This window comes from Raineya orbicola (assembly GCF_002843425.1).
GTDB classification, from domain to species: Bacteria; Bacteroidota; Bacteroidia; order Cytophagales; family Thermonemataceae; genus Raineya; species Raineya orbicola.
Map to the genome: position 1 here is coordinate 24,052 of NZ_NKXO01000001.1, position 22,837 is coordinate 46,888.

Below are 22,837 nucleotides of genomic sequence, written 5' to 3' on the forward strand. Positions count from 1 at the left end.
TATTACATACTTGATTAGTTATGTTTCAGACGCTTCGGCTTATTCTCGGCGACCAACTCAATGACAATCATTCTTGGCTTAAAGAAAAAAATGATAAAACGCTTTATGTACTAATGGAAATTCGTCAGGAGACGGACTATGTGGTGCATCATATTCAAAAAATCCTCGCTTTTTTTGCTGCAATGCGAAATTTTGCCCAAGAACTTCAAAATAAGGGGGGGCATAAGGTTTTTTATTTTACATTAGATAATCCTGAAAATCGGCAAGATTTATGCAAGAATTTGGAACTTTTAATTCAGAAATTTCAGATTCAAAAATTTGAATACCAATTGCCTGATGAGTATCGTTTGGATAAACAATTATCGGAATTCTGTCAAAAAATTTCTATCCCAAGTCAAGCCTTTGATACAGAGCATTTTTTGAGCGAGCGAAATGAAGTAAGCAAACACTTTGGTACGAAAAACTATCTTTTGGAGAGTTTTTATCGTAAAATGCGAAAAAAGTACAATATTCTTATGGAAGGCGATAAGCCCCTTACAGGACGCTGGAACTATGATGCCGAAAATCGTAAAAAATACAATTATCAAGTGTCTGTGCCTAATGAACCTTTTTTCAAAAATGAAGTAACAGATTTGATTAAAACTCTACAAAAACATCAAATTCAGACGATTGGCTTTATCCCTCCCAATAACATTCTCAATGTACCCATTTCTCGCAAGCAAGCTCTGCAACTTTTAGAACACTTCGTAAGTAATTTACTTCCTCATTTTGGTACTTACGAAGATGCAATGCATACACAGGAGCCACATTTATTTCATTCGCAACTTTCCTTTGCCTTGAATGTAAAAATTCTACACCCTTTGGAAGTTTTGCAAAAAGCCATTGAGGCTTGGCAAAGCAACCCCCAAAAAGTTTCCATTGCTCAAATTGAAGGTTTTGTAAGGCAAATTTTGGGTTGGCGTGAATATATGCGTGGCGTGTATTGGGCAAAAATGCCTGATTATGCCAAAAATAATTATTTTGAACATTCCGCACCCTTGCCTTCTTGGTATTGGACGGGCGAAACCCGAATGAATTGTGCTAAATTCGCCATTAGTCAATCTTTGCAAGAGGCTTTTGCTCATCATATCCAAAGATTGATGGTTACGGGTAATATCGCTTTACTTTTGGGCGTTTCGCCCGATGAGGTGGATAAGTGGTATTTGGGCATCTATCGAGATGCTATTGAGTGGGTTGAAATCACCAATACGCGTGGTATGAGCCAATATGCTGATGGTGGACTGGTTGCAAGTAAGCCCTATACGGCTTCGGCTAATTATATGGACAAAATGAGCAATTATTGTGAAAGTTGTTTCTATGATAAGAAAAAACGACACGGCAAGAGAGCCTGCCCTTTGAATAGCCTGTATTGGGAATTTCATTATCGCCACCGAGAAAAACTTTCTAAAAATCAGCGTTTAGGAATGGTGTATCAGACCCTTGCCAAAATGGATAAGGCAGAACTGCAAAAAATTGTAGAACAAGCCGAATTTTATAGAAAAAACTCGGAAAACTTGTAATCTAATAAAAAATTACCCCCCTTGTTTTGTTTTTACAAGAAAACCTTGCATATTTGAGGCACTTTGCAAAAGAGTATTTCACCAAAATTTTTTCGCAATGAAAGCCAAAGAAATCCGTGATTTGATAGATTTTATCGCTCAATCGCCGCTTGATGAAGTGCATATTGAAACCGATGAGTTCAAAATTAGCGTAAAGAGACATAGTGGGGGAGCTAAAATGGAATTACCAAGCTCATCAACCCCTTTTGTACCCGCAGTGGTATCTACTTCGCCTGTTGCTACACCTACCTCTAAACCAGAACCCCAAACAGATAGCACAGAAGCTAAACCTTCTGCATCGGGCAATTATCTTACTATTAAATCACCAATGATTGGAACATTTTACAGGGCTCCCAAACCCGATGCTCCTAATTTTGTGAATGTAGGCGATGAAATCAAACCTGGGCAAGTAGTTTGTATTGTAGAAGCGATGAAACTCTTTAATGAAATTGAGTCAGAAGTTGCAGGTCGTATTGTGAAAGTCTTGGTAGAAAATGCCAGCCCTGTGGAATATGACCAACCTTTATTCTTGGTAGAACCTCTCTAAAAAGAAAACCTTCCATTTGGAAGGTTTTTTTTGTTTTATCTGAAAAAAAGCTGAATAATTTTACCAACTCTTTCCGCTGAACTTGCTTTGCCTGAAAGTATATTTTCAAATTCTTCGCTTTCTGCGGCACTCATTTGCGACTTGAAATCTACTTTGTTCAAATCTACGGATTTGCCCGCCATTTGCCAACTTGGGAAATTTCGCTCTTTTACAGGTACTAAACCTAACATAATAGCCTCTGAATGACGCTTATCTAATTTAATTTTGTCATAAAGGGCTAATAAGTGGCTCAATTCACCTTCAATACACTGCAAAAACTTTTCTTTGGAATACAGCAGAACGCCTGTTATATTCTTTTTAGCGTTATTTTCTACGCTGATTTGTAAAATTTTTTCTATATCTTCGTCGCTACATTTCGGCGATCTTTTACTTACATAAAATAATTGTGCTAACATAGCTTTTCCTTTTTTTATACAAAACCACAGAAAAATAAAATTGTTTGCGTACCTTTCTGCTTTCAAATAGAAAAGTTATGTTTTACATTCTCTCTAAAACGCTTTTTTATTTCCTAATGCCCCTAACGTGGATTTTAATTTGTTTGGGGCTGAGTATTTTTAGCAAATCGGCAAAAAGAAAGAAAATTTTTTTTCGTTGGGCAGTGGGTTTGCTTTTGTTTTTCACTAATCCTTTTTTTATCAACGAAGCTCTTTTAGCTTGGGAAATCCCTGCTACGGCTTGGGAGAAAGTTCAAAAGTACGAAGTGGGAATTTTACTGACGGGCATTTCTAACGCCCAAAAAGACCCCGCTGATAGGCTCTACTTGAATAAAGGTGGCGACCGCCTCACACATACGCTTATACTTTACAAGATGGGAAAAATTAAGAAAATTTTAATTTCAGGAGGACATTTCTTCAAAAACGATATTCAGGAAGGTAGGGAGATTAAAAAAATTTTACTACTTGCAGGCGTGCCTGAAACAGATATTATTTTGGAGGAAAAATCATTGAATACACGTGAAAATGCACTTTTTACTGCAAAGATTTTACAAGAGCAGTTTCCTAATCAAAAATATTTGCTTATTACTTCGGCTTTTCACTTGCGGAGGGCGAAAGCCTGTTTTGAAAAAGTAGGTATTCAGGTTAATGTTTTTTCTGTGGATTTTTATAGTCAGAATCGTAGTTGGTTGCCCGCGAGTTGGCTTGTGCCTAACGAAAAATCACTCTATTATTGGTATGTGCTTTTGCACGAAATTGTGGGGTACCTTGTCTACAAAATTGTAGGGTATGCCTAAAAATCAAGTTTTTTTTTCGCAAATTTTGTTTATCTTTGAAAAAAAATAATTGTATGCTTACCACCGAACAACGCCGCAAATTAGAGCAACTCAAAAGTGAGTTTGGGCTTTCAAGCTACGAGGCACTGCATATTCTTTTGCAAATGGAGCAAAACGAGGCTTTACGCAATCTTACAGCCCTGCTAATGGTAGGAGATAACCCCATAAGAATGGCTTTTCAGCAGTTTTCCCCTCAAGATTTTTCTAAAATGGGAGAAACTATCAGCAATACAATTGCTAATATTTTCAAAAAAATTGAGGTAGTTAAAAATAAAGAAAATGTTGATAATCAGGGAAAAGAATAGCCCCTATTTTCAAAAAATTAGGCTTTTAGCAATTCTCGGATTGCTTGTAAAAAAGGATGATGTGTTTTGTAATACCGACCTTCTATTTGGCTAATCGCTTCAATGCCTGCTACATTGCTCGTAAAAATAGTTTCTGCCATTAGCAACTCTTCCTTGTGAAAAAAACTTTCTTCAACTTCTATACCATTTTCATCACAAAATTCTAAAATTACGTTTCGCATAATTCCTTTTTTGCCACCACAAAAGAGTGCAGGGGTACAAACACGTTCCTCTGTGAGCCAGAAAATATTGGAAACCAAGGCATCGGCAACATTACCGTGGCAGTCCAGTAAAATCACTTCATCAGCCTTTTGCCTATTTTTTTCTATGCCTGCAAGCACATAGGGCAAGGCACTGCAAGTTTTATAGGGCGAAATGGAGGAATTTACCAAAGGCACTTGGTCAAAAAAAATAGCTTTCTCTTTGATAAGGGGCTTTTGGATATGTGGAAAAACACGAATTAACCACGAAATTTCATTTTTTTCAGGGGCATACCAACCTGAACTATCTCGCCATACATTGATTTTGACGCGAAAAGCATCTGTAAAATTATTTTTTTGGGCTACTTGCCAGATAGCTTTTTCCACAAAATCCATTGTAAAAAAAGCAGGCTTTTCAAGAGAAAGAGCCTGCATAGCTTCGCAAAGTCTTTGGTAGTGCTTTTCCCAAAAGAAAATTTTATTTTTCCGTACTATAATAGTTTCAAAAATGCCGTCGCCGTATTCAAAGGCACGATTAGAGGCAAAATTTTCTACAAAATTTCCATTTAATAGGGCAAAATCCATTATTATCCGTATTGTTCTAAATACTTGCTGATGCCTCCAATTAGGTTTCTAACATTCTGAAAACCTTTGCCTTGCAAAAATTTTTTAGCATTTTCGCTTCTCGCACCCGAACGGCAATGCACAATAATTTCTTTATCTTTCCACGCTTCAATTTCTGCAAGGCGATGAGGAAGTTCTCCCAAAGGAATGAGCTTCCCGTTCAGGTTGGATTCTGCATATTCCCATTCTTCGCGTACATCTAAAATAAGCAGATTTTCGTCTTGAGAAAGTCTTTGATTAAGTTCTTGAACATCTATATCTGGCATAAAACTACATTTTAGTCGTAACATTGATACTACTATCCATTTTCATATCCATACCTTGCATTTGCATAGTTAGTTTTTGCTTGATATTACTTTCAAGGGCAAGACCTGTTTTGGAGTCAATTTTAGTTGTACCCGACATTTCTCCTTGTTCTTTGTTATCAATAAAAATTTTACCACTTACTTGAACTTCAACAATGTTATTATTAATTGAGCTAACTTTATAGGTACTTTTTACTTTCATTTCTCCCAGTTGTGCATTTTTAGTAACCTGCTCACTTTCCCAAGAGTCGCCTACACCAACGGGGTTTTCGGGGTATTCTACATTGTTTTGTTGCATAGGAGACTGCTGCGAATCACCTTTGATTTCTACTATTTTTCCACGAGGACTAATAACCATAGTAAACTTTGTACCTTTGAGTTGTTTGAGCTGTTCAAGTTCAGCGGGTTGTTTGGAAGGATTTTCTGAATCAAATTCCATATCGCCCATAGGCGAGGATTGCTTTAGATAAATTTTTTCATAAGTGGCTTCGTGGCTTTGATTACCATTAGCGGCTACATCAGTTACTATGACTTTCATACTCATATTTTGCTTTTGAGGGATTTGCATTCCCATAGTTTCTATATTCATATCCATACTAATGGATTGTGTGTAAGAATTTCCTTTGGTCAAATTGTAACGCAAAAGGACTTTACTCACTTGTGGAGTAGTATTTTCTGATGTTTCTTTGTTTTTTTTCTTTTTCTTTTGGGCAAAACTTTCGTTGAAGTTGGCTAAAACTACAAAAACGAGCAGGAAGGCAAATAAACGTTTCATAAAATTGTATTTTTTTAGGTTTATGAGTTGAATTTGATTAAATCTAAAAGAACTTGAATAGCATTTTTCTTGTACAAATCTTTGATGTTTTTGTATTGTTCAACAGGTTTTATTTTGGGCTTGTTTTCAGTATTTTCTTCACTATTTTCGTTTTCTTTTTTCTCTTCGGTTTTGTTTTCTTCTTCCTCTAAATTGCTGGTTGGCTCTTCTAATTCTTTTCGCTCTTTTTCAAGTTTTTCTTTTTCAGCTTTGCGTTTGGCTTCATTGAGCGAAAGCAGGGTTTCTTTTCGTCTCTGACGAGCCTTTTCAGTGCTTGCAATGAGTTTTTTTAAGTCTTCGTCTGTTTTGAGCCTTTTCTGAAAATTATTTTGCAAAGCTACCAAAGTTTTACTTTTTACCTCATTGGTAGGTTTGAAAGAACTTGCAGGGCTGATTTCGTCCCAAGGAAGGGAGGTAGGATAAGAGGCTTCGCTCAATTCGTTTGCTTCAAAAGGGCTGGGTAAAAGAATATCAGGGGTTACGCCCTTATTCTGCACACTGCTACCCGATGCACGATAGTATTTAGAAACGGTCAGGTTTAGCTGTCCTATTCCATTGCTATTGGGGTTGGGGTTAGTTTCATTGGGCAAAAAGCGGGCTAGATCTACTACATTTTGCACAGTACCTTTACCATAAGTACTTTCTCCAACAATTACCCCTCTTTTGTAGTCTTGAATAGCTCCTGAAAAAATTTCTGAAGCCGAAGCACTGAAACGATTAGTCATCACTACCAAAGGACCTTCATATACTTGCGTAAAATCATCGGTATCGCCTACACTTATTCTGTTATTGGCATCTTTAATTTGCACTACGGCACCACCCTTAATAAACAAACTGGTTAGGTCAATGGCTTCTTTAAGTGAGCCACCGCCGTTGTAGCGTAAATCTACAATAATTCCTTCTACTTTTTCGGCTTTTAGCTCTTCCAAAAGTTTTTTGACATCATTGGTAGTGCTTTTGTAATCTTTTTTACCTTCGCGGTATTCATCAAAATTGATATAAAAGGCAGGAATGCTAATGATACCGATACGGCGTTTCTTTTTATCTTCTTCAATTTCAATGATTTGCTTGGTAGCCGATTGCTCCTCAAAAGTGATTTTTTCACGTATCATACGCACTTCAATAGGTTTGGCGGCAGCACCATCGCGAGCAGGTAAAATTTTCAGTCTTACTACGGTACCTTTTTTACCACGAATGAGTTGTACAGCTTCATCAACACGCCAGCCTACAATATCTACCATTTCGCCTTCGTCGCCTTGGGCTACGGCAATAATTCTATCATTTTTGAAAATCTTTTTGCTCTTAAAAGCAGGACCGCCCGGTCTTACTTCGCGTATTACAATATAATCATTTTCACTGGATAGCACCGCTCCAATGCCTTCCAAAGAGCGTTTCATTGAATTGTTGAAGTTATCGGCATTGACAGGCGAGAAATAATTCGTATGTGGGTCGTAAGCCATAGCGAGGGCGTTCATATAGGTTTGAAAAACGTCCTCTATGGTAGTTTTCAAGAGGTTTTTCTTGAAATTTTCATAACGTTTTTCTAATTTGCTTACGCTCTCTTCCACTTTTTCGCCTGATAGCTTTCCTTCTAAAATACTATTTTTAAGTAGTTTTCGCCATTCATTATCAGCATCTTGTATATTCTTGGGAAAAGGAAGTTTTTTGCGGTCGGTTTCAAAATATTCGTCTTGGTTGAAATCAAACTTTTCTTTCAAGAGTGTTTTATTACGTTCCAAACGCTCCAAAACTCGCTTCATATAACGATTGTAAATAAAATAAGCAGTGTTCAGATTGTTTTTTTCCTGACGTAACTCATCATCAAGCGTGTATTTGAACTTACTGAACTCATCAATATCACTTTGAAGCAAATACAAGCGATTTTCGTCTAAATCCTTGATGAAATTATCCCAAATCATTTCTGAAACTTTGTCATCAAGGTTCATTCGCTTGTAATGTCTATTGACAATCAGGGCTACAATAGCAGTAGCTTTTCTTTCGTAATGAGTGGTAGGTTTGAGCTGAAAGGTATCTACACTGACAAAAACTTTATTTTCTTTGGAAAGAACAAATAAATCAGCTGAGGGCATATCTTCAGCCTGCTTGTATTTTTCAATTCCCCATTGTACTGCCCAGGCTGTCAGAATGGCAACAGGTAGAGCTATCAGAAATTTACGCATAAGAAACATTTTGGAAAGAATTAAATGAAAAACGTTTTTGCAAATTATGCAAATAACGTGCAAATTAAATTTTTGTTGCAAACAAATTTTCTATGCAAATTTACGAAAAAATTTCACTTTGCCAATGAATTTACTCAAAGACTTGCAGGCATATATTTTCAGGGAAAATTTATTTGGAAAGCAAGATAAAATTCTTGTGGCAGTGAGTGGTGGCGTGGATTCAGTGGTTTTACTTCACTTGTTACATCTTTTGGGCTATAAAATAGGAGTGGTACATTGCCATTTTAGCCTGCGAGCCGAAGCCGACCAAGAAGCTGAATTTGTTAGGAATTTAGCCGAGAAACTGCAAGTGCCTTTTCATTTCCAAAAGTTTGAAACGGCTCGTTTTGCACAACAAGAAAGCATTTCTATTCAAATGGCGGCTCGCAGACTTCGTTATGAGTTTTTTGAGCAAATTCGCAAGCAAGAAAATTATGATTTTATTGCTACGGCTCATCACCTTAACGATAATTTGGAAACTGCTATTTTTAATTTTTCCAAAGGTACGGGCATTGCGGGTTTAAGGGGGATATTACCCAAGAATGGCTTTATTGTTCGTCCTTTGCTTTTTGCAAGTAAGGCAGAAATTATTTTGTATGCTCAAAAACAGAGCTTGCAGTGGTTGGAAGATAGTTCTAATGCATCTTTTGATTACACACGAAATTTTATTCGGCACAATGTTTTACCACTTTTAGAGCAAATCAACCCGAATATTTTGCAAAATTTTGCGGAAACTGCTCAAAGATTATTTTCTGTGGAAAAAATTTGGCAGTCTAAATTACAAGAAATTGAGCAAAAATACATTCAGGAGCAGGGAGAAATTTGTCAAATACAATTTGCAGAAGAGATTGATGTAGTGATTTTACATCATTTTTTAGAAAAATGGGGTTTTTCGTTTCGGCAGTGCCAAGATATTTACGAAAGTAAGCAAGTTGGAGCAGAGTTTTTTTCATCAACGCATTGGCTCGTCAGAGATAGAAATGCTTGGGTCATTGTTCCTTTGGCATTTCATCAAGACGAAAGCCAAGTGTTTGAATTAGGAAAAAATTTTATTTTACAAACAAACAACTTTGAAGTTAAAAGTGAAATTATTGAAGCTAATCAATTTCAGTTACCGCATCATTCTTTTGAGGCATATTTTGATGCAGAAAAATTACAATTTCCGTTGCGTGTGCGAGTGTGGCGAGAGGGTGATATGTTTCAGCCTTTTGGAATGAAAGGTAGAAAGAAAATCAGTGATTTTTTGGTAGATTGTAAAGTACCCAAAAACCTGAAAAAACGTGTTTTTGTGATAGAAAGTGGTAATGAAATTATCTATGTAGCAGGCTTACGAAGCAGTGAATATGCCAAAGTAAGCCCAAAAACACAAAAAATATGCAAACTAACCTTCCGATTTATTTAATTCCTTTTTCGTTGAGGGCTTTTTGGTATAGGCGGGCATTGCGATTGTGTTCGGCAAGGGTTTGGGCAAAATTGTGATAGCCTGAAAAATCTTCTTTGGCACAAAAATAGTAATAATCGTGCTTTTCGGCATTCAGAACCGCCTCAATGGAGCTAATATCAGGGAAATTGATAGCTCCCGGTGGTAACCCCGTGTATTTGTAGGTATTGTAAGGAGAATCAATGCTTAAATGGCTATTTAAGAGGCGTTTGATACTGAAATCTCTGTGAGCAAAAACTACCGTAGGGTCGGCTTGAAGTAAATCATTTTTTGCCAAGCGATTCAGATATACGCCTGCTATACGAGGTTTTTCATCGTTTTTAGTAGTTTCAGCTTGAACGATAGAGGCTAAAATCATTACTTGGGTGGGCGTAAGACCAAGATTTTGGGCTTTTTGCTTGCGTTCAGTGTTCCAAAATTTTTGATATTCTTTGTACATTCTCTCCAAAAGCTCTTGGGCGGTGGTTGTCCAATAGACTTCGTAAGTGTTGGGAATGAAAATAGTGCCAATGGTATAAGTATTTAATCCGTATTTTTGGGCAATCTCTTCACTTTGTAAAAGGCTTAAAAGTGTATCTTTGGGAATAGGCAATTGCTCGCTGATACGTTCTGCCAAATCTTCTTTGGTGCGTAAATTATTGAAAGTAAGTTTTATAGTTATCTGTTGACCGCTACGCAACTTGCGAATAACAGAGATATTGCTTTCGTTGGGTTCAATGAGGTAGGCACCAGCTTTTACGTTTTCCTGATAATTCATTATTTTGGCTACAAAAGCAAAAGAAACGACATTATTGATAAGTTGTTCTCGTTTGAGGATTTCTATCAGTCCTTGAAAATTTGTGCCTTTGGGGATATACAAAATTTTATTTTGTTTGCTTTCTCCTATTTGCACATTCAAATTTCCGCTATAAAGAGCTTGATAAGCATAAAAAGCAAATGATGCAAGCAAAACAGCAAGCACCACGAAGGCAATCATTAAAAATTTAGGTAGTTTTTTCATAGTTGAGGAAGGTTCAGAGTTTTGAGATTTTGAAAAAAGTTAGGCAATGTACGTTTCAATGATATTTTCTCCTGATTTCAGAATTTTAGAAACAGGGCAGGCATCGGCAATGTGTTTAAGCCGTTCTCTTTGCTCACTACTCAAAGATTTTTCAAAACGAATATGGCGAAGGAAATGAGCTTTTTTCGCACCATTTTCGCCAATTTCCTTGAAATTTATTTCTATGATAATAGTACCTAATTTCCAATTTTTGCGTTCTGCATACATACGCAAGGTAGCCAGCGTACAAGAAGCTAAACTCGCACAAAGCAATTCGTGGGGGTTCATACCTTTATCTTTGCCGCCAAGATTTTCTGGCTCATCTGAAATAATGGTATGTTTGCCATTCTGAATAGTTACTACGTAGTCTTCATTTTCTAAAATAGCTTGTACTTTTTCCATATTGTTTGGAGTTTTGAGTTTGGCGGGGGCTTGAAGTTTTAAGGTTCAAGGTTTTATGTTTGTGTCTGATTTCCTCACAGAAACGTTATTTTGACTTAAAAAGTTTTTTAGCTCACCAATCAAAATTTCACCAAAATGAAATACACTTGCCGCCAGTGCCGCATCGGCTTTGCCTTCTCGGAAAACATTCAAAAAATCGTTTTTACTGCCTGCTCCTCCCGAAGCAATTACAGGAATAGCAACACTTTCGGCAACTTGGGCAGTAATGGGTAAATCAAAACCTTGCTTTGTGCCATCGGCATCCATAGAGGTAAGTAGAATTTCCCCTGCACCTCGCTGAAAAACTTCTTTTGCCCAAGATAAAGTTGGTACATTAGTAGCTTTTCTGCCCCCGTGTGTATGAACGTAGTGCGTGCTTGCTATGCTTTTGGTATCAATGGCTACAACAATACATTGTGAGCCAAATTCTTGAGAAAGTTCATCTATAAGATTAGGATTGCGAACTGCCGCCGAATTGATAGAAATTTTATCGGCACCCGCTTGTAAAAGGGCATATACATCTGATTTGCTACCAATTCCTCCTCCTACCGTAAAGGGAATATTTAGCACAGAGGCAATTTCTTTTACTAAACTGATGAGCGTACTTCTGTTTTCAATAGTGGCATTGATGTCTAAAAAAACGAGTTCATCTGCTCCTGCTTGGGCGTACTTTTGGGCAAGTTCTACGGGATTGCCTGCGTCAATAAGATTAACAAAATTTACACCTTTTACGGTTCTGCCGTCTTTGATATCCAAACAGGGAATTATTCGTTTAGTGTGCATTTGAAAATTTTTAGCCCTGCAAAAATAGCGAAGCCAAGTGATTTTTCCAAAAATGAATATTTACCTATTCAATTTTTTGAAAATCGTAAGTAGTTTTTTTGGCTTCCAGCCAACTGGCATTGAGTTCAAAGCCTAAAATGAGCAAAAATGAGAGTAAATAAATCCATAGCATAAGGGCAATGAGCGTTCCGATAGAGCCATAGAGTTTGTTATAGCTTGCAAAATTTTCTAAATAAAATGAAAAAAGGTTGGTAGTAAGTATGGCACTGATAGAAGTGAAAATAGAACCTATGGAAATAAAACGCCACCTATCGTGGCTTGCAGGAGCAATGTAATAAATCAACGAAATGACAAAGAAAAAAACGGAAAAAGCAATGATGTATTTAGAAATTACCAAGAGCCACCATAAAAAATCATCATTCAGAAATCCCCATTTGAGAAGTGCTTTCAGGGCAAAACGACTGCCAATCAGAATGACAACAGCGAAAAGAAAAGTGAAAGAAATAATACCCGTAAGGTATAAAGCTATCAATCTTTGTTGCCAAAAGCTACGTTTTTCGGCATATAAAAAAGTTTTATTAAAAGATTCAATCAGTGCCGACATTCCGTTGGTGGCTGTGTAAAGTGTAAAAAGAAAGCTCACCGAAAGCAAGTCAGTACGTTTGTTAGAAAGAATATCACTAATAGTAGTTTCCACGAAATGAAAAATTTCTTTGGGAATATTGTAACGAGCAAAACTCATTACTTGTTGGTAATCCAGTGGGGTATAGGGAATGAGCGTGAGCAAGAAAAGTAAAAATGGAAATAAAGAAAGCGTAAGGCTAAAAGCCACTGAACTTGCCCGAATATGTAAATCGTTGTTAAGTAGATTTTTGAGTAAAATTTTTCCAAAAGTGTAAAAAGGCACTTGAATGGAACTGCCTATGTGCCAAGTTGAAAGCCAATTGTCCAGACGAATAAACCATTTCTTGCTAACTACATATTTGCGAAGAAAGCTTTGAAACATTGAGCTTTTATGTTTTGTTTATTTTTGTCCCTTTTTGAATTTCTCTTCGGCTTCTTTTTTACGGAGCATAATGAGTTCATCAGGAGTTGCTTTTTTTACAACGGTTACAATATCAGGGACTATAATGGCTTCGGGGAAACGCTTTTTGAGCTGTCGGTATAGCTCGCGAGCGTCTTCGCGTGTGAGAAAATCACCAACTTTTACGCGATAATTGGGGCGGTCGTAATGCAGATAGGCTTGGTCATCAAATTTCATATTCAAGCACATACCCCGAATGCGTTGGGCTTCGTCGCGATCTTTGCCTGCATACACTTGCACTCGGAAGCCGGGCTTTTCCAATTTTACCGTAACCTCTTCGGGGCGATAGTCTAAAGTTTTATTCAGGCTTGCAGTAATAGCATAATTGAAATTCAGTGCAGAATCAGGCAGATTAGTATTTTCAATGTTTCTAACAACTTCGTAAATTTCCTGTTTGCCTTTGAAAACGGGCTTTTGATACTGATAAGTGGGTAGGTATTGCTCAATAGAATCTGAAAAAGTGATTGCAGTTTCTTTTTTATTTTTTTGGGCAAAAACACTGCCCATAGCCATACATAAAGTGAGCGAAAAAATAATTTTTTTCATAGAGCTAAAAGACTTTTCACAAAAATAGCGGTTTTCTTTGAAAAATCTGTAATTTTGCGAAAAATTTTTATTCAATGGCGAGTAAAGCGGAAAAAAGCGAAATGACTTTCTTAGAGCATTTGGAGGTGCTTCGTAAGCACCTTGTTCGTTCTGTAATTGTGGTGGTGGTATTGATGATTGTAGCCTTCGGATTTACTGAATTTATTTTTGAAGAGGTATTATTCGGTCCTGCCAAAGCAGATTTCTGGACGTATCGTAAAATGTGCGAATTGGGTCGTTGGCTTGGCTCCGAAGGCTTGTGCGTAGGAGTTAATCTGAATTTTGTGAATTTTACCATTACAGGGCAATTTATGACGCATATTACTTCGGCAATTGTAATAGGTTTGGTTTTAGGCTTTCCGTATATCGTTTGGGAAATATGGCGTTTTGTAAAACCTGCTTTATATGAAAAAGAGTTAAAAGCTACAAAAGGAGTAGTTTTTTATATTGCTTTGCTTTTTGTGGTAGGGGTTTTATTTGGCTATTTTATTCTCACACCAATTTCTGTTAATTTTTTAGCTACTTACAAGATTTCCTCACGTATCAATCCTAATCTTGAATTTGATTTACATAGTTATGTTTCTATTGTTACGTGGCTTACACTGATTAGTGCCTTGATGTTTCAACTACCTATGGTGGCGTATTTTTTGGGGAAAGTAGGTTTGCTAACGGCTTCGTTTATGCGGAGTTATCGTCGTCATAGCATTGTGGGGGTGCTGATACTTGCGGCAATTATTACACCCACAGGGGATATTTTTTCGCAACTCATTGTAGCTTTGCCTTTGTATGTGCTGTATGAGGCAAGTATTTTTATTGTCGCTCGGGTGGAAAAGAGCGAAAAAGAACTAGAAAAAGCACAAGAAATTCAATATACACAGGTTATTTCGCCACAAACCCCTGCACCTCGTTTAGACCAAATGTTGGAGTGAAAAAACCAAAGGGTTTCATTTTTGGTGAAACCCTTTGGTTTTGATAATTAGTCTTTATCCGAAATCGTATCAGGATTTCCTGCAATAGAATCTCGCATTTTGGTATCAGCAATGATATTTTTCATTCGGTAGTAATCCATAATCCCCAAATTCCCTGATTTGAAAGACTCGGCAATGGCTTTAGGAATTTCGGCTTCAGCTTCAATCACTCTGGCACGAGCTTCTTGGGCTTTGGCTTTCATTTCTTGCTCAAAGGCAACTGCCATAGCACGGCGTTCTTCGGCTTTGGCTTCTGCAATTTTCAAGTCGGCGGCGGCTTTGTCTATTTGAAGCTTCGCTCCAATGTTTTCGCCTACATCAATATCTGCAATATCAATGGAGAGAATTTTGAAGGCTGTACCTGCGTCCAAGCCACGAGCCAGTACAACTTTTGAAATTGCATCAGGATTTTCAAGAACCATTTGATGATTTTCTGCTGAGCCAATAGAAGTTACGATACCTTCGCCTACACGTGCTAAAATAGTATCTTCGCCTGCTCCTCCGACAAGTTGCTGAAGGTTGGCTCTCACGGTAATACGAGCCTTCACAACAAGTTGAATGCCATCTTTGGAAACAGCTGTAACGTTAGGCGTATTGATAACACGTGGATTTACAGATACTTGTACGGCATCAAAAACATCTCTACCTGCCAAATCAATAGCAGTAGCTTGTCGGAAAGAAAGGTCTAAACCTGCTTTATCGGCTGAAATCAGGGCACGAATTACATTTTGTACATTTCCACCCGCCAAATAGTGCGTTTCCAAATCATCGGCGGTTACCTGAATACCTGCTTTGTGAGCTGTAATTAAAGATTCCACAATGGCACGTGGAGGTACACGGCGAATACGCATAAATATCAGACGCAAAAGCCCAACCGGAACGCCTGAAAATAACGCCGTAACCCATAAATTTACAGGTACGAAATACAAAAAAATAAAAAAACCGATAATTCCTGCGATGAGGAAAACAAAAAATGAGTTTTCAAAATTCATAACTTAAACTGATTTAGGTTTTAGTTTATTTTATTTCGCAAACTATAACTTTTTACAAGCAAAAACAAAATTTTTAAGCATTTTTTTACAAAAATAAAGCAAATTGTTAGTTTTGCAAAAAAAGAAGATATGAAAAAAATATTTGCATTTTCATTGATTTTGCTCACTGCTTGCGGAGGCAGTAAAGAAGAAAAAAGTCAGAAAGGGGATTGGAATGATAAAGATAAAGCTAAATTTGTAGAAAATTGCACTGAAAAGTACAAGAAAGATGAGGCAATCAAAGCCGCAGGCACCGATGTAGCCGAGCTTTGTAAGTGTATGGCAGAAAAAGCTCAAAGCTATTTCGATAGCCCTAATGCCGTAGGAAAAGCAGGTGAAAACAAACTTTTGGACGAGTGCTTCAAAATCCGATGAATTTTCTTATTGTTGATGATTTACACCCTCTTCTGATTGATGTTTTTGAGCAAAAAAACATTTCATATAGCTACGAACCTACAATTTTGCCCCAAGAGATTGCAGAACGTTTGCAAGATTTTGAGGCAATTGTTATTCGTAGCAAAATACACCTGAACAAGGCTATTTTAAGTCAAAATCCGCAACTCAAACTCATTGTAAGGGCAGGTTCAGGGCTTGATAATATTGATGTAGATTTTGCAGAAAAGCAGAAAATTCATCTTATCAACGCTCCCGAAGCCAACTGCGATGCCGTAGCCGAGCATTGTTTGGGTATGCTCTTTTCTTTGATGAATAAAATCCACACCGCTGATTTACAGGTAAAACAAAAAATTTGGCGAAGAGAAGCTAACAGGGGTACAGAACTGCAAGGCAAAACTATTGGTATCATTGGCTATGGGCATACAGGAAAGGCTTTTGCCAGAAGGTTGAGCAATTTGGGCGTAAAAATTTTATGCTTTGATAGAAATCCCGAAAAAGCAGATAATTATGCTCAAATGACGGCTCTATCGCATATCCAACAAGAAGCTGATGTAATTTCTTTGCACGTTTCGCTCAATGAGCAAAGCCGAAAAATGCTCAATCAGGCATTTATTGAGGGTTGCTCAAAACCTTTTTGGTTGCTCAACACAGCAAGAGGTGAAGTAGCTGATTTAGAAGCTATTGTAAATGCTTTGGAAAGTGGCAAAATTTTAGGGGCAGGGTTAGATGTTTTGGAAAATGAAAAATTAGATACCCTTTCTCCCAAGCAAGAAGAGACCTTTCAGAAATTGGTTTCTATGCCGAATGTAATTCTTACACCTCACGTAGCAGGCTGGACAAAAGAGTCGTATCTAAAAATTAGTCAGGTGCTTGCAGAAAAAATATTGAAATATCTCAACCAGTAAAAATATCAAACTTCAACCATTTATGGCAAAATTTTTATTTGTTGTACAAGGCGAAGGCAGAGGTCATCTCACGCAGGCTCTTGCTTTGCAAGATATTTTGCATAACGCAGGGCACAAGGTGGTGGCTGTATTAGTTGGCAAAAGTTACAGGAAAATTCCTGACTTTTTTATTACAAAAATGCAAGCCCCTTTGCATTATTTTGAAAGTCCCAATTTTGTAAAAGATAGCAACAATCGTAGCATACTGATAGGAAAAACCATTGCCTACAACTTGCTCAAAACCCGTATTTTTTTAGCAAGTATGCGAGAACTTTCAGCTTACTATCAGCAATATCAGCCTGATGTAATTATCAACTTCTATGACCTTTTGGCGGGTTTTTACAATCTATTTCATAAAGCCCCTGCTCCTATGGTAGTGGTAGGGCATCAGTTTTTTTTACAACACCCCCAATTTGAGTATCCCCAAGGACATAAAGTAGAAAAATTTTTGCTCAACCTCAATACCAATCTTACGGCACATAAAGCAAAGCTCAAATTAGCTCTTTCTTTTGCTCCTTATCTTGCTGATTTCAAGAATATTAGGGTAGTTCCTCCTTTGCTTCGCAAAGAAGTGCTTTCGCTTACGCCTGAAACACAAAATTTTATTCTGTGTTATGTGAATAATGATGGCTACGGAGATGATATTATCGCTTGGCACAAGCAAAATCCTGATGTAAAATTAGAGTGTTTTTGGGATAGAAAAAATGCCCCCGAAGTTGAACATTTTAGCGAAAACCTGACTTTTCATCAAATCAGTGATACAAAATTTTTGGAAAAAATGCGAACTTGCAGGGGGGTAGTTACAACGGCAGGTTTTGAATCAGTTTGCGAGGCAATGTATTTGGGCAAACCTGTAATGATGGTGCCAGTAGAAGGACAATTTGAACAAAGTTGCAACGCTCTGGATGCCCAAAAAGCAGGGGCAGGCATTGTAAGCAAAAATTTCAATATCACGCCTTTTTTGAAATATTTAGAAACCTACCAGCCCACTACACAAATGCGTGAATGGGTGCAAAAAGCCCCTAAAATGTTTGTAGAAAGTTTGGAAAAAATTCTATGACTACCGAAATACGCAAAGCTCTACGAAAAAAACTTATTCAATTGCTTAAAAAGCATAATAAACTACTTACGCTCTGGAGTACAGCAGAAGGCTTTTTTGATATACGTATTCAAACGCCCAAAGGTAGAAATATCCTGCTTTCTTTTGCAAATTATCAATTTTTTCAGCGAAAAATTTTTCAGTTTATAGACTTTCCTGATTATGCTTTGGATAAAACTATCGCCTTCAAAAGTGCGGGTTTAGGAAAAATATATCTTGGTAAGAAAAAACAAATCATTTGGAAATGTAAGTTTTCTACAAATTGTGGTAGTTTAGAGCTTTTAGAAAAACCCCGTCAAGAGCTTGAAATCCAAAATTTTTACTTTGATTTTGACGATAAATTCCGTTTGATAAAATACAATAAGAGCTTTGATGTAGAACTTTGGTTGCATTATAGTTATCTTTTTAATTTGGATTTATATTCAGCAGAACTTGTAGCAAACCCCAAAGACGAAACCAAAAGTCAGAAATTTAGAATCTCCAAAAAAGCTCAAAATTATTGGATTGAAATAGTAAGGAGACTTTCAAAACCTTTGTATGCCCAAGAAAAACACGAACTTTATATCCCGCCTTGTATAGAAAAAATACGTAAGCATCGTTTTCCCAAAAAACCCATTTGTAAGCCTTTTTTATTTGGTATTGATGTAAGCTCCAAAATTGTAGATGGAAATCAAATACTTATCACCTTGCACCGAGATTATGAATACATCAATTTCAAACGAGAACGTATAGTTTTACTCTGATGAAACATCTTGCGATTCGTGAAATTTCATTACATAATTTCAAAAATTATCCCAAGCGGGAATTTACCTTTGACGCTTCGCACACACTTATATTTGGCAGAAATGGTATTGGCAAAACGAACCTTTTAGATGCTATTTATTTTCTTTCACTTACCAAAAGTGCTTTTCATAGCGATAGGCAACTTATTTTACAGAATGAAAATTTTTGTCGCGTTGATGCCACCTTTCAGGAAAATGAAACTTTACACAAACTTACAGCTATCTATGCTCCACCTGAACGCAAACGTTTTATTCTTGATGATTATGCTTTTCCTACACTTGCCGAATATATTGGACGTTTCCCCGTGATAATGATTGCCCCCAACGATACCGACCTCATACGTGAAGGTAGCGAAGAACGCAGACGCTTTGCTGATACTATTCTTTGTCAGACAGATAAAGTCTATTTGCAAGCACTATCGCAATACAATTATTTGCTCAAACAACGCAATAGTTTGCTTTCTCAAAATCCTTTTCCTACTTCTGCCTACAAACTTTTAGAGGTGTATAACTATCAACTTTCCCCCTTAAACCAAAAAATTGCCCAAAAAAGGCAAGATTTTGCAAATAGTTTAGCTCCGCTTTTGCAGAAAAATTATGCTGAAATGGCTCAAAAAGACGCAAATGCAGAAATTTCATACGAAACGAATTGCTTGCAGAGCGATTTTGAGGAAATTTTTCGCCAATCTTTGGAAAAAGATATTGCTTTGCGGCGTACTTCCGTTGGAATACACAAAGATGATTTTGTATTTATGCTCAATGCCAATCCTATCAAGAAATTTGGTTCGCAGGGAGAGCAAAAAACTTTTGTGATAGCCTTGAAATTGGCAGTTTTTGAGTTCCTGAAAGAAAATCTACAAATTACTCCTATTCTTTTGCTTGATGATATTCTGGATAAATTGGACGAAACACGTACTTTTCAGCTTTTGCAGAAAGTTATGCAAAATCCTTTTGGACAAGTTTTGCTTACCGAAGCAAATCCCAAACGCTTGGAACAAATTCCTGTTCTTAAAAATTGGCAGAAAATTGAAATATTTGATTAAGCCACGAATATTACGAATTGAACAGAAATTTTTATTTGTGCATTTGTGGCAATATTGACCAACTAAAAATAAATTATTTCGTCTTGTGAGGTTTCTAAGTATTGCCGAATAATTTTTTGGGCATCTTTGGTATCGGGCTGTTTTTGTGTAAAACTTTTGGCTTCGTGTATGCTTTTCAGCTCTGCTAAAACTTCGCTATCAATAAAGCCAAAACCCCAATACAAGCCATTTTCTACCCAAACCAAAGATTTTTCTGTATGTTTTCTACCTTTGCCAACAATGCAAAAATTAGGTTTTCTGAACTGGCTTAACTGGGCTATTGCTTGTTCAACTCGCTTGTTGTATTCTTCAAATGGCTCTTGGCTTACGCAAGCCCCTGCACATTCGCCTACACGATAGCCAAAACAAGCTCCTGCGTGGCGGTACATATCACAAAGTTTTTTACAAAGTTTGAATTTTTGTTGATATTTTTCAATAATAAGTCTTGCTATTACACTGCTTTCTGTGAAATAAATAGGCATTTTTTCAGACTTAATTTTATCGGCGTATAGATGCAAATACCCTTCACTACTTTTGCGAACAAAAATGCCGTGATTGTAATTATCTCGTCTTTGAGCTTTATTGAAACGAGGTTTATATTTTTTTATTTCTGCCGACTCCAGCAGTAAAGCCACTAATTCGCTTCCTGTAATTTCGTAGCTAATATCTGCAATGGTTTCTTTGAGGGCGTAATGTTTGCGGTTTTTGCTGAAAAGTTGAAAATGTGAGGCTATGCGTTTGCGAATATTGCGACTTTTACCTATGTAAATTACAGAGCCTTTTTCATCGTGAAAATAATAAACACCCGTTTCTTCGGGCAAATTGGCGACTTGTTCTTGTGTAATTTTGGGGGGGAGTGTTGGGAATTTAATTTCAGCCTCAATAATGTCGCTTTCTACGTGAGAGCGGTTGATTTGCACCAAACGAGTAAGCAATTTAGCAGTAGCTTCGGCATCGCCTTTGGCTCGGTGGCGTTCGTGGATTTTTATTCCTAAACTCTCGCAAAGTCTGCCAAGTGAGTAGGAGGGCAGATGGGGAATGAGCTTTCGGCTCAAACGTACCGTGCAGAGGGTCTGACGCTGATAGTTGTAGCCTAAACTACGAAATTCATTTTTCAGGAAAGAATAGTCAAATTGTACATTGTGGGCAACAAAAATATGCCCTTCGGTAAATTGCACAACTTTTTTGGCAATTTCATAAAATTTCGGGGCATTAGTTACCATTTCGTTGCTAATACCTGTGAGTTTGGTAATAAAATCAGGAATGTAGCGTTCAGGATTGATAAGTGAGCAGAAAGCATCAACAATTTTTTCGCCGTCGTGCAGATAAATCGCTATTTCTATAATTTTATCGTAATCGGGTTTGCTTCCTGTGGTTTCTATATCTACAATTGCGTACATTACTAAAACCTTAAACTTCTACCACAAATGAAAATTTTTGAATACTATCGGGCTTTCCGTATAGGTAGCTTTTTTCTACAAAGGTGATTTTGTCGTTAATATCCCAAAGCAGTATAGTGGAGGCACAAGTTCCATAATGTTCGCTGCGGATAAACATAGGAGCAAGCATTTTTTCTTGTTCAAAGGGCAAGCCAGTTTGTTGAATAAAATGCTCTTCGGCGGGCAAACTTTCATCTTCCAAAATGCCAAGTAAATCATCAATATTTAGCCTATTATTCTGATTGAGGTAATTTTCTAATTTTTCTTTACCTAAACTTACTTTGTACCAATACGTATTGAGCAAGTGATTGCTTAAGCCGTGTATGCCGTCACCAATTTTCTGAATACTTTTGGCATAGTTGGAATAGTAAAAAATATCTTCTCGGTTGCCTACAAGCAGATTGAATCCATTAAAACTTTGAGCGTTAAATTGCACTTGAAACATATATTTGAGTGGGTCTGTTTGCGAAAGCAGATAATTTTGGACAAGTTCCCCGCGACTGGGGGCTTGGGTTTTGATATTTTTAGGGTCTCGGTAGTTGGTAATAGCTGAAAAACGCCCTTTTTTATCAATACCTAACCAAGTTCCCCCTGCTTGCAAATCTTTGCCTGCAATCACTTTACTTGCACAATCCCATTCGTGAGCTTTAGCCGTTGGGCGAGCATAAAACTCATCTCGATTGGCAAGTAAAACCAACTTGTAGTCGGGGTGATGATTCAAAGCAAAAATCAGCAAACACATAGCACAAATGGGTTGGTAATTTGTAGTTTGTAATTTGTAAAAAAAAAAACAAAAATCCAAATACAAAAGGGCATTTACTTGAAAATTTGGAATGACTTGTTTTTTTGAGCTTCTTTGTAGAGTTCATCTTCTAACTGCTTGATAAGCAAGGTTTTTCTTTGGTTAAGAATCATACTTCTGATACGCTCGCGAACAAACTCCAAAGGTGAAATCTGTTCTGAAATTTTATAGTCCTTGATAGCCAAAATATACGAAAACTCCCCATCTTGCATCTGCGAAATTTTATTGTTTTTCAGAAAATTCACTTTATTGGGTATGCTTTCAAAAGGAGTGAGTTTGGTGAGTTCATCAAAATCTACCCAGAGAGTATCTTGCAAATAGTAAGAAATGGCTTTTTCATTACAAAACCGCACAAGTTCGTTTCGGTCTTCGCTTTTTTCAGAAAGCATTATTTTTTTTATTGTTTCATTGTCTTTTTCATTTTTAGCCACCTTGATAAAAATAGCCTTCACGATATTTTGCCGAAGTTCAAACTCTTGTTTGTTTTTTTCGTAAAAATCTTTGATTTCTTGTTCCGTAATGGTATCCGAAAACTTTTTAGCGACATATTGTTTTTCAAATTCGTGTGTGAGCAATGCGAAGCGGTATTCGTCTAAACGTTTTTGCAATTCTTGCTCATCTATTTTTACTTCTTTTTCGGCTTTTTGGTAAAGCAATTGCTTACGAATCCAATTGTCAATATATCTTTCTACAAATTCAGTACTATCTTGGGAATTCATTTTGTTGGGCATTGCAGATTTTACTTCTATAAAAAATAGTTCCTGATTGCCTACTTGGGCGAGTTTTTTCCCTTTGGGAGTTTCTTTTTTTTCGCCGCAGGCAAATAGAAAAAAAACAAACATATGAAGTCGCCAAATATGAAGCCAATATTTCATTTTGAAAGTATTTTTATGTTTGGTAATTAGTAACGGGTTTCAAAATTAGTTATATTTGCTCTTTA

General features: G+C 36.9%; 25 protein-coding genes. 11 read left to right on the plus strand and 14 right to left on the minus strand.

Annotated features, from left to right (window positions below):
- Positions 1–20 precede the first annotated feature (20 nt).
- Both Rain11_RS00120 and accB read left to right on the plus strand, forming a co-directional pair.
- A complete protein-coding gene (locus tag Rain11_RS00120) occupies positions 21–1,559 on the plus strand; it encodes a cryptochrome/photolyase family protein (RefSeq protein ID WP_101357290.1) in 1,539 nt (512 codons plus the stop codon).
- Between the two features lie 97 nt (positions 1,560–1,656).
- Positions 1,657–2,145, plus strand: a complete 489-nt coding sequence (gene accB, locus Rain11_RS00125) for an acetyl-CoA carboxylase biotin carboxyl carrier protein (RefSeq protein ID WP_101357291.1) — start codon at positions 1,657–1,659, stop codon at positions 2,143–2,145.
- Positions 2,146–2,180: 35 nt separating this feature from the next.
- On the opposite strand, the gene Rain11_RS00130 is transcribed toward accB, so the two are convergent.
- Positions 2,181–2,600 carry a BLUF domain-containing protein gene (locus Rain11_RS00130; protein ID WP_101357365.1) on the minus strand — a complete coding sequence of 140 codons (420 nt, stop codon included), beginning with the start codon at positions 2,598–2,600 and terminating at the stop codon, positions 2,181–2,183.
- 77 nt (positions 2,601–2,677) lie between these two features.
- On the opposite strand from Rain11_RS00130, the gene Rain11_RS00135 reads away from it, so the two are divergent.
- Positions 2,678–3,436 carry a YdcF family protein gene (locus Rain11_RS00135; RefSeq protein ID WP_133121449.1) on the plus strand — a complete coding sequence of 253 codons (759 nt, stop codon included), beginning with the start codon at positions 2,678–2,680 and terminating at the stop codon, positions 3,434–3,436.
- Positions 3,437–3,489: 53 nt separating this feature from the next.
- Positions 3,490–3,780, plus strand: coding sequence for a hypothetical protein (locus Rain11_RS00140; protein ID WP_101357293.1), 291 nt, complete (start codon positions 3,490–3,492; stop codon positions 3,778–3,780).
- A gap of 17 nt (positions 3,781–3,797) precedes the next feature.
- Here Rain11_RS00140 and Rain11_RS00145 read toward each other — a convergent pair whose 3' ends face one another.
- The 4 genes from Rain11_RS00145 to Rain11_RS00160 are packed head-to-tail and all read right to left on the minus strand — an operon-like array spanning position 3,798 to position 7,942.
- Complete coding sequence (locus tag Rain11_RS00145) at positions 3,798–4,604, minus strand: aminotransferase class IV (protein ID WP_101357294.1); 807 nt, start codon at positions 4,602–4,604, stop codon at positions 3,798–3,800.
- 2 nt (positions 4,605–4,606) lie between these two features.
- Positions 4,607–4,909 carry a rhodanese-like domain-containing protein gene (locus Rain11_RS00150; protein WP_101357295.1) on the minus strand — a complete coding sequence of 101 codons (303 nt, stop codon included), beginning with the start codon at positions 4,907–4,909 and terminating at the stop codon, positions 4,607–4,609.
- Between the two features lie 4 nt (positions 4,910–4,913).
- Positions 4,914–5,723 (minus strand): DUF6263 family protein, encoded by an 810-nt coding sequence (locus Rain11_RS00155; protein WP_101357296.1) that lies wholly within the window; start codon positions 5,721–5,723, stop codon positions 4,914–4,916.
- A 20-nt stretch (positions 5,724–5,743) separates the two neighbouring features.
- Positions 5,744–7,942 carry a carboxy terminal-processing peptidase gene (locus Rain11_RS00160; protein ID WP_165778041.1) on the minus strand — a complete coding sequence of 733 codons (2,199 nt, stop codon included), beginning with the start codon at positions 7,940–7,942 and terminating at the stop codon, positions 5,744–5,746.
- A gap of 124 nt (positions 7,943–8,066) precedes the next feature.
- Here Rain11_RS00160 and tilS point away from each other — a divergent pair, with 124 nt between their 5' ends.
- Complete coding sequence (gene tilS, locus Rain11_RS00165; protein ID WP_165778042.1) at positions 8,067–9,383, plus strand: tRNA lysidine(34) synthetase TilS; 1,317 nt, start codon at positions 8,067–8,069, stop codon at positions 9,381–9,383.
- Here the strand turns inward: tilS and mltG are convergent.
- The 5 genes from mltG to Rain11_RS00190 all read right to left on the minus strand — a co-directional run bounded on the left by mltG (position 9,376) and on the right by Rain11_RS00190 (position 13,315).
- Positions 9,376–10,422, minus strand: a complete 1,047-nt coding sequence (gene mltG / locus Rain11_RS00170; RefSeq protein WP_101357299.1) for an endolytic transglycosylase MltG — start codon at positions 10,420–10,422, stop codon at positions 9,376–9,378. The genes tilS and mltG overlap by 8 nt on opposite strands.
- Before the next feature lie 39 nt (positions 10,423–10,461).
- A complete protein-coding gene (locus Rain11_RS00175; RefSeq protein ID WP_101357300.1) occupies positions 10,462–10,863 on the minus strand; it encodes an OsmC family protein in 402 nt (133 codons plus the stop codon).
- A gap of 45 nt (positions 10,864–10,908) precedes the next feature.
- Complete coding sequence (gene hisF, locus Rain11_RS00180) at positions 10,909–11,685, minus strand: imidazole glycerol phosphate synthase subunit HisF (RefSeq protein WP_101357301.1); 777 nt, start codon at positions 11,683–11,685, stop codon at positions 10,909–10,911.
- Between the two features lie 64 nt (positions 11,686–11,749).
- Positions 11,750–12,691, minus strand: a complete 942-nt coding sequence (locus Rain11_RS00185) for a YihY/virulence factor BrkB family protein (protein ID WP_101357302.1) — start codon at positions 12,689–12,691, stop codon at positions 11,750–11,752.
- Between the two features lie 18 nt (positions 12,692–12,709).
- Positions 12,710–13,315, minus strand: coding sequence for an SPOR domain-containing protein (locus tag Rain11_RS00190; RefSeq protein ID WP_133121450.1), 606 nt, complete (start codon positions 13,313–13,315; stop codon positions 12,710–12,712).
- A gap of 74 nt (positions 13,316–13,389) precedes the next feature.
- Here Rain11_RS00190 and tatC point away from each other — a divergent pair, with 74 nt between their 5' ends.
- Positions 13,390–14,283 carry a twin-arginine translocase subunit TatC gene (gene tatC / locus Rain11_RS00195; RefSeq protein WP_243390513.1) on the plus strand — a complete coding sequence of 298 codons (894 nt, stop codon included), beginning with the start codon at positions 13,390–13,392 and terminating at the stop codon, positions 14,281–14,283.
- Positions 14,284–14,330: 47 nt separating this feature from the next.
- On the opposite strand, the gene floA is transcribed toward tatC, so the two are convergent.
- Positions 14,331–15,314, minus strand: coding sequence for a flotillin-like protein FloA (gene floA, locus Rain11_RS00200; protein WP_101357304.1), 984 nt, complete (start codon positions 15,312–15,314; stop codon positions 14,331–14,333).
- 129 nt (positions 15,315–15,443) lie between these two features.
- On the opposite strand from floA, the gene Rain11_RS00205 reads away from it, so the two are divergent.
- The 5 genes from Rain11_RS00205 to recF are packed head-to-tail and all read left to right on the plus strand — an operon-like array spanning position 15,444 to position 19,617.
- A complete protein-coding gene (locus Rain11_RS00205; RefSeq protein WP_101357305.1) occupies positions 15,444–15,728 on the plus strand; it encodes a hypothetical protein in 285 nt (94 codons plus the stop codon).
- Positions 15,725–16,654: an NAD(P)-dependent oxidoreductase gene (locus Rain11_RS00210; protein WP_101357306.1), complete on the plus strand. Its 930-nt coding sequence runs from the start codon at positions 15,725–15,727 to the stop codon at positions 16,652–16,654. Before Rain11_RS00205 ends, Rain11_RS00210 begins: the two co-directional genes overlap by 4 nt.
- 22 nt (positions 16,655–16,676) lie before the next feature.
- Positions 16,677–17,753 carry a glycosyltransferase family protein gene (locus tag Rain11_RS00215; protein ID WP_101357307.1) on the plus strand — a complete coding sequence of 359 codons (1,077 nt, stop codon included), beginning with the start codon at positions 16,677–16,679 and terminating at the stop codon, positions 17,751–17,753.
- Positions 17,750–18,535: a hypothetical protein gene (locus Rain11_RS00220; protein ID WP_101357308.1), complete on the plus strand. Its 786-nt coding sequence runs from the start codon at positions 17,750–17,752 to the stop codon at positions 18,533–18,535. The genes Rain11_RS00215 and Rain11_RS00220 overlap by 4 nt, the downstream gene beginning before the upstream one ends.
- Positions 18,535–19,617: a DNA replication/repair protein RecF gene (recF, locus tag Rain11_RS00225; protein WP_101357309.1), complete on the plus strand. Its 1,083-nt coding sequence runs from the start codon at positions 18,535–18,537 to the stop codon at positions 19,615–19,617. The genes Rain11_RS00220 and recF overlap by 1 nt, the downstream gene beginning before the upstream one ends.
- A gap of 62 nt (positions 19,618–19,679) precedes the next feature.
- Here the strand turns inward: recF and Rain11_RS00230 are convergent, their stop codons facing one another.
- The 3 genes from Rain11_RS00230 to Rain11_RS00240 all read right to left on the minus strand — a co-directional run bounded on the left by Rain11_RS00230 (position 19,680) and on the right by Rain11_RS00240 (position 22,772).
- Positions 19,680–21,056 (minus strand): exonuclease domain-containing protein, encoded by a 1,377-nt coding sequence (locus Rain11_RS00230; RefSeq protein ID WP_101357310.1) that lies wholly within the window; start codon positions 21,054–21,056, stop codon positions 19,680–19,682.
- Positions 21,057–21,066: 10 nt separating this feature from the next.
- Positions 21,067–21,837 (minus strand): NRDE family protein, encoded by a 771-nt coding sequence (locus tag Rain11_RS00235; RefSeq protein ID WP_101357367.1) that lies wholly within the window; start codon positions 21,835–21,837, stop codon positions 21,067–21,069.
- 74 nt (positions 21,838–21,911) lie between these two features.
- Entirely contained in the window at positions 21,912–22,772 is an 861-nt protein-coding gene (locus tag Rain11_RS00240) for a peptidyl-prolyl cis-trans isomerase (RefSeq protein WP_101357311.1), read from the minus strand.
- Positions 22,773–22,837: the final 65 nt, after the last annotated feature.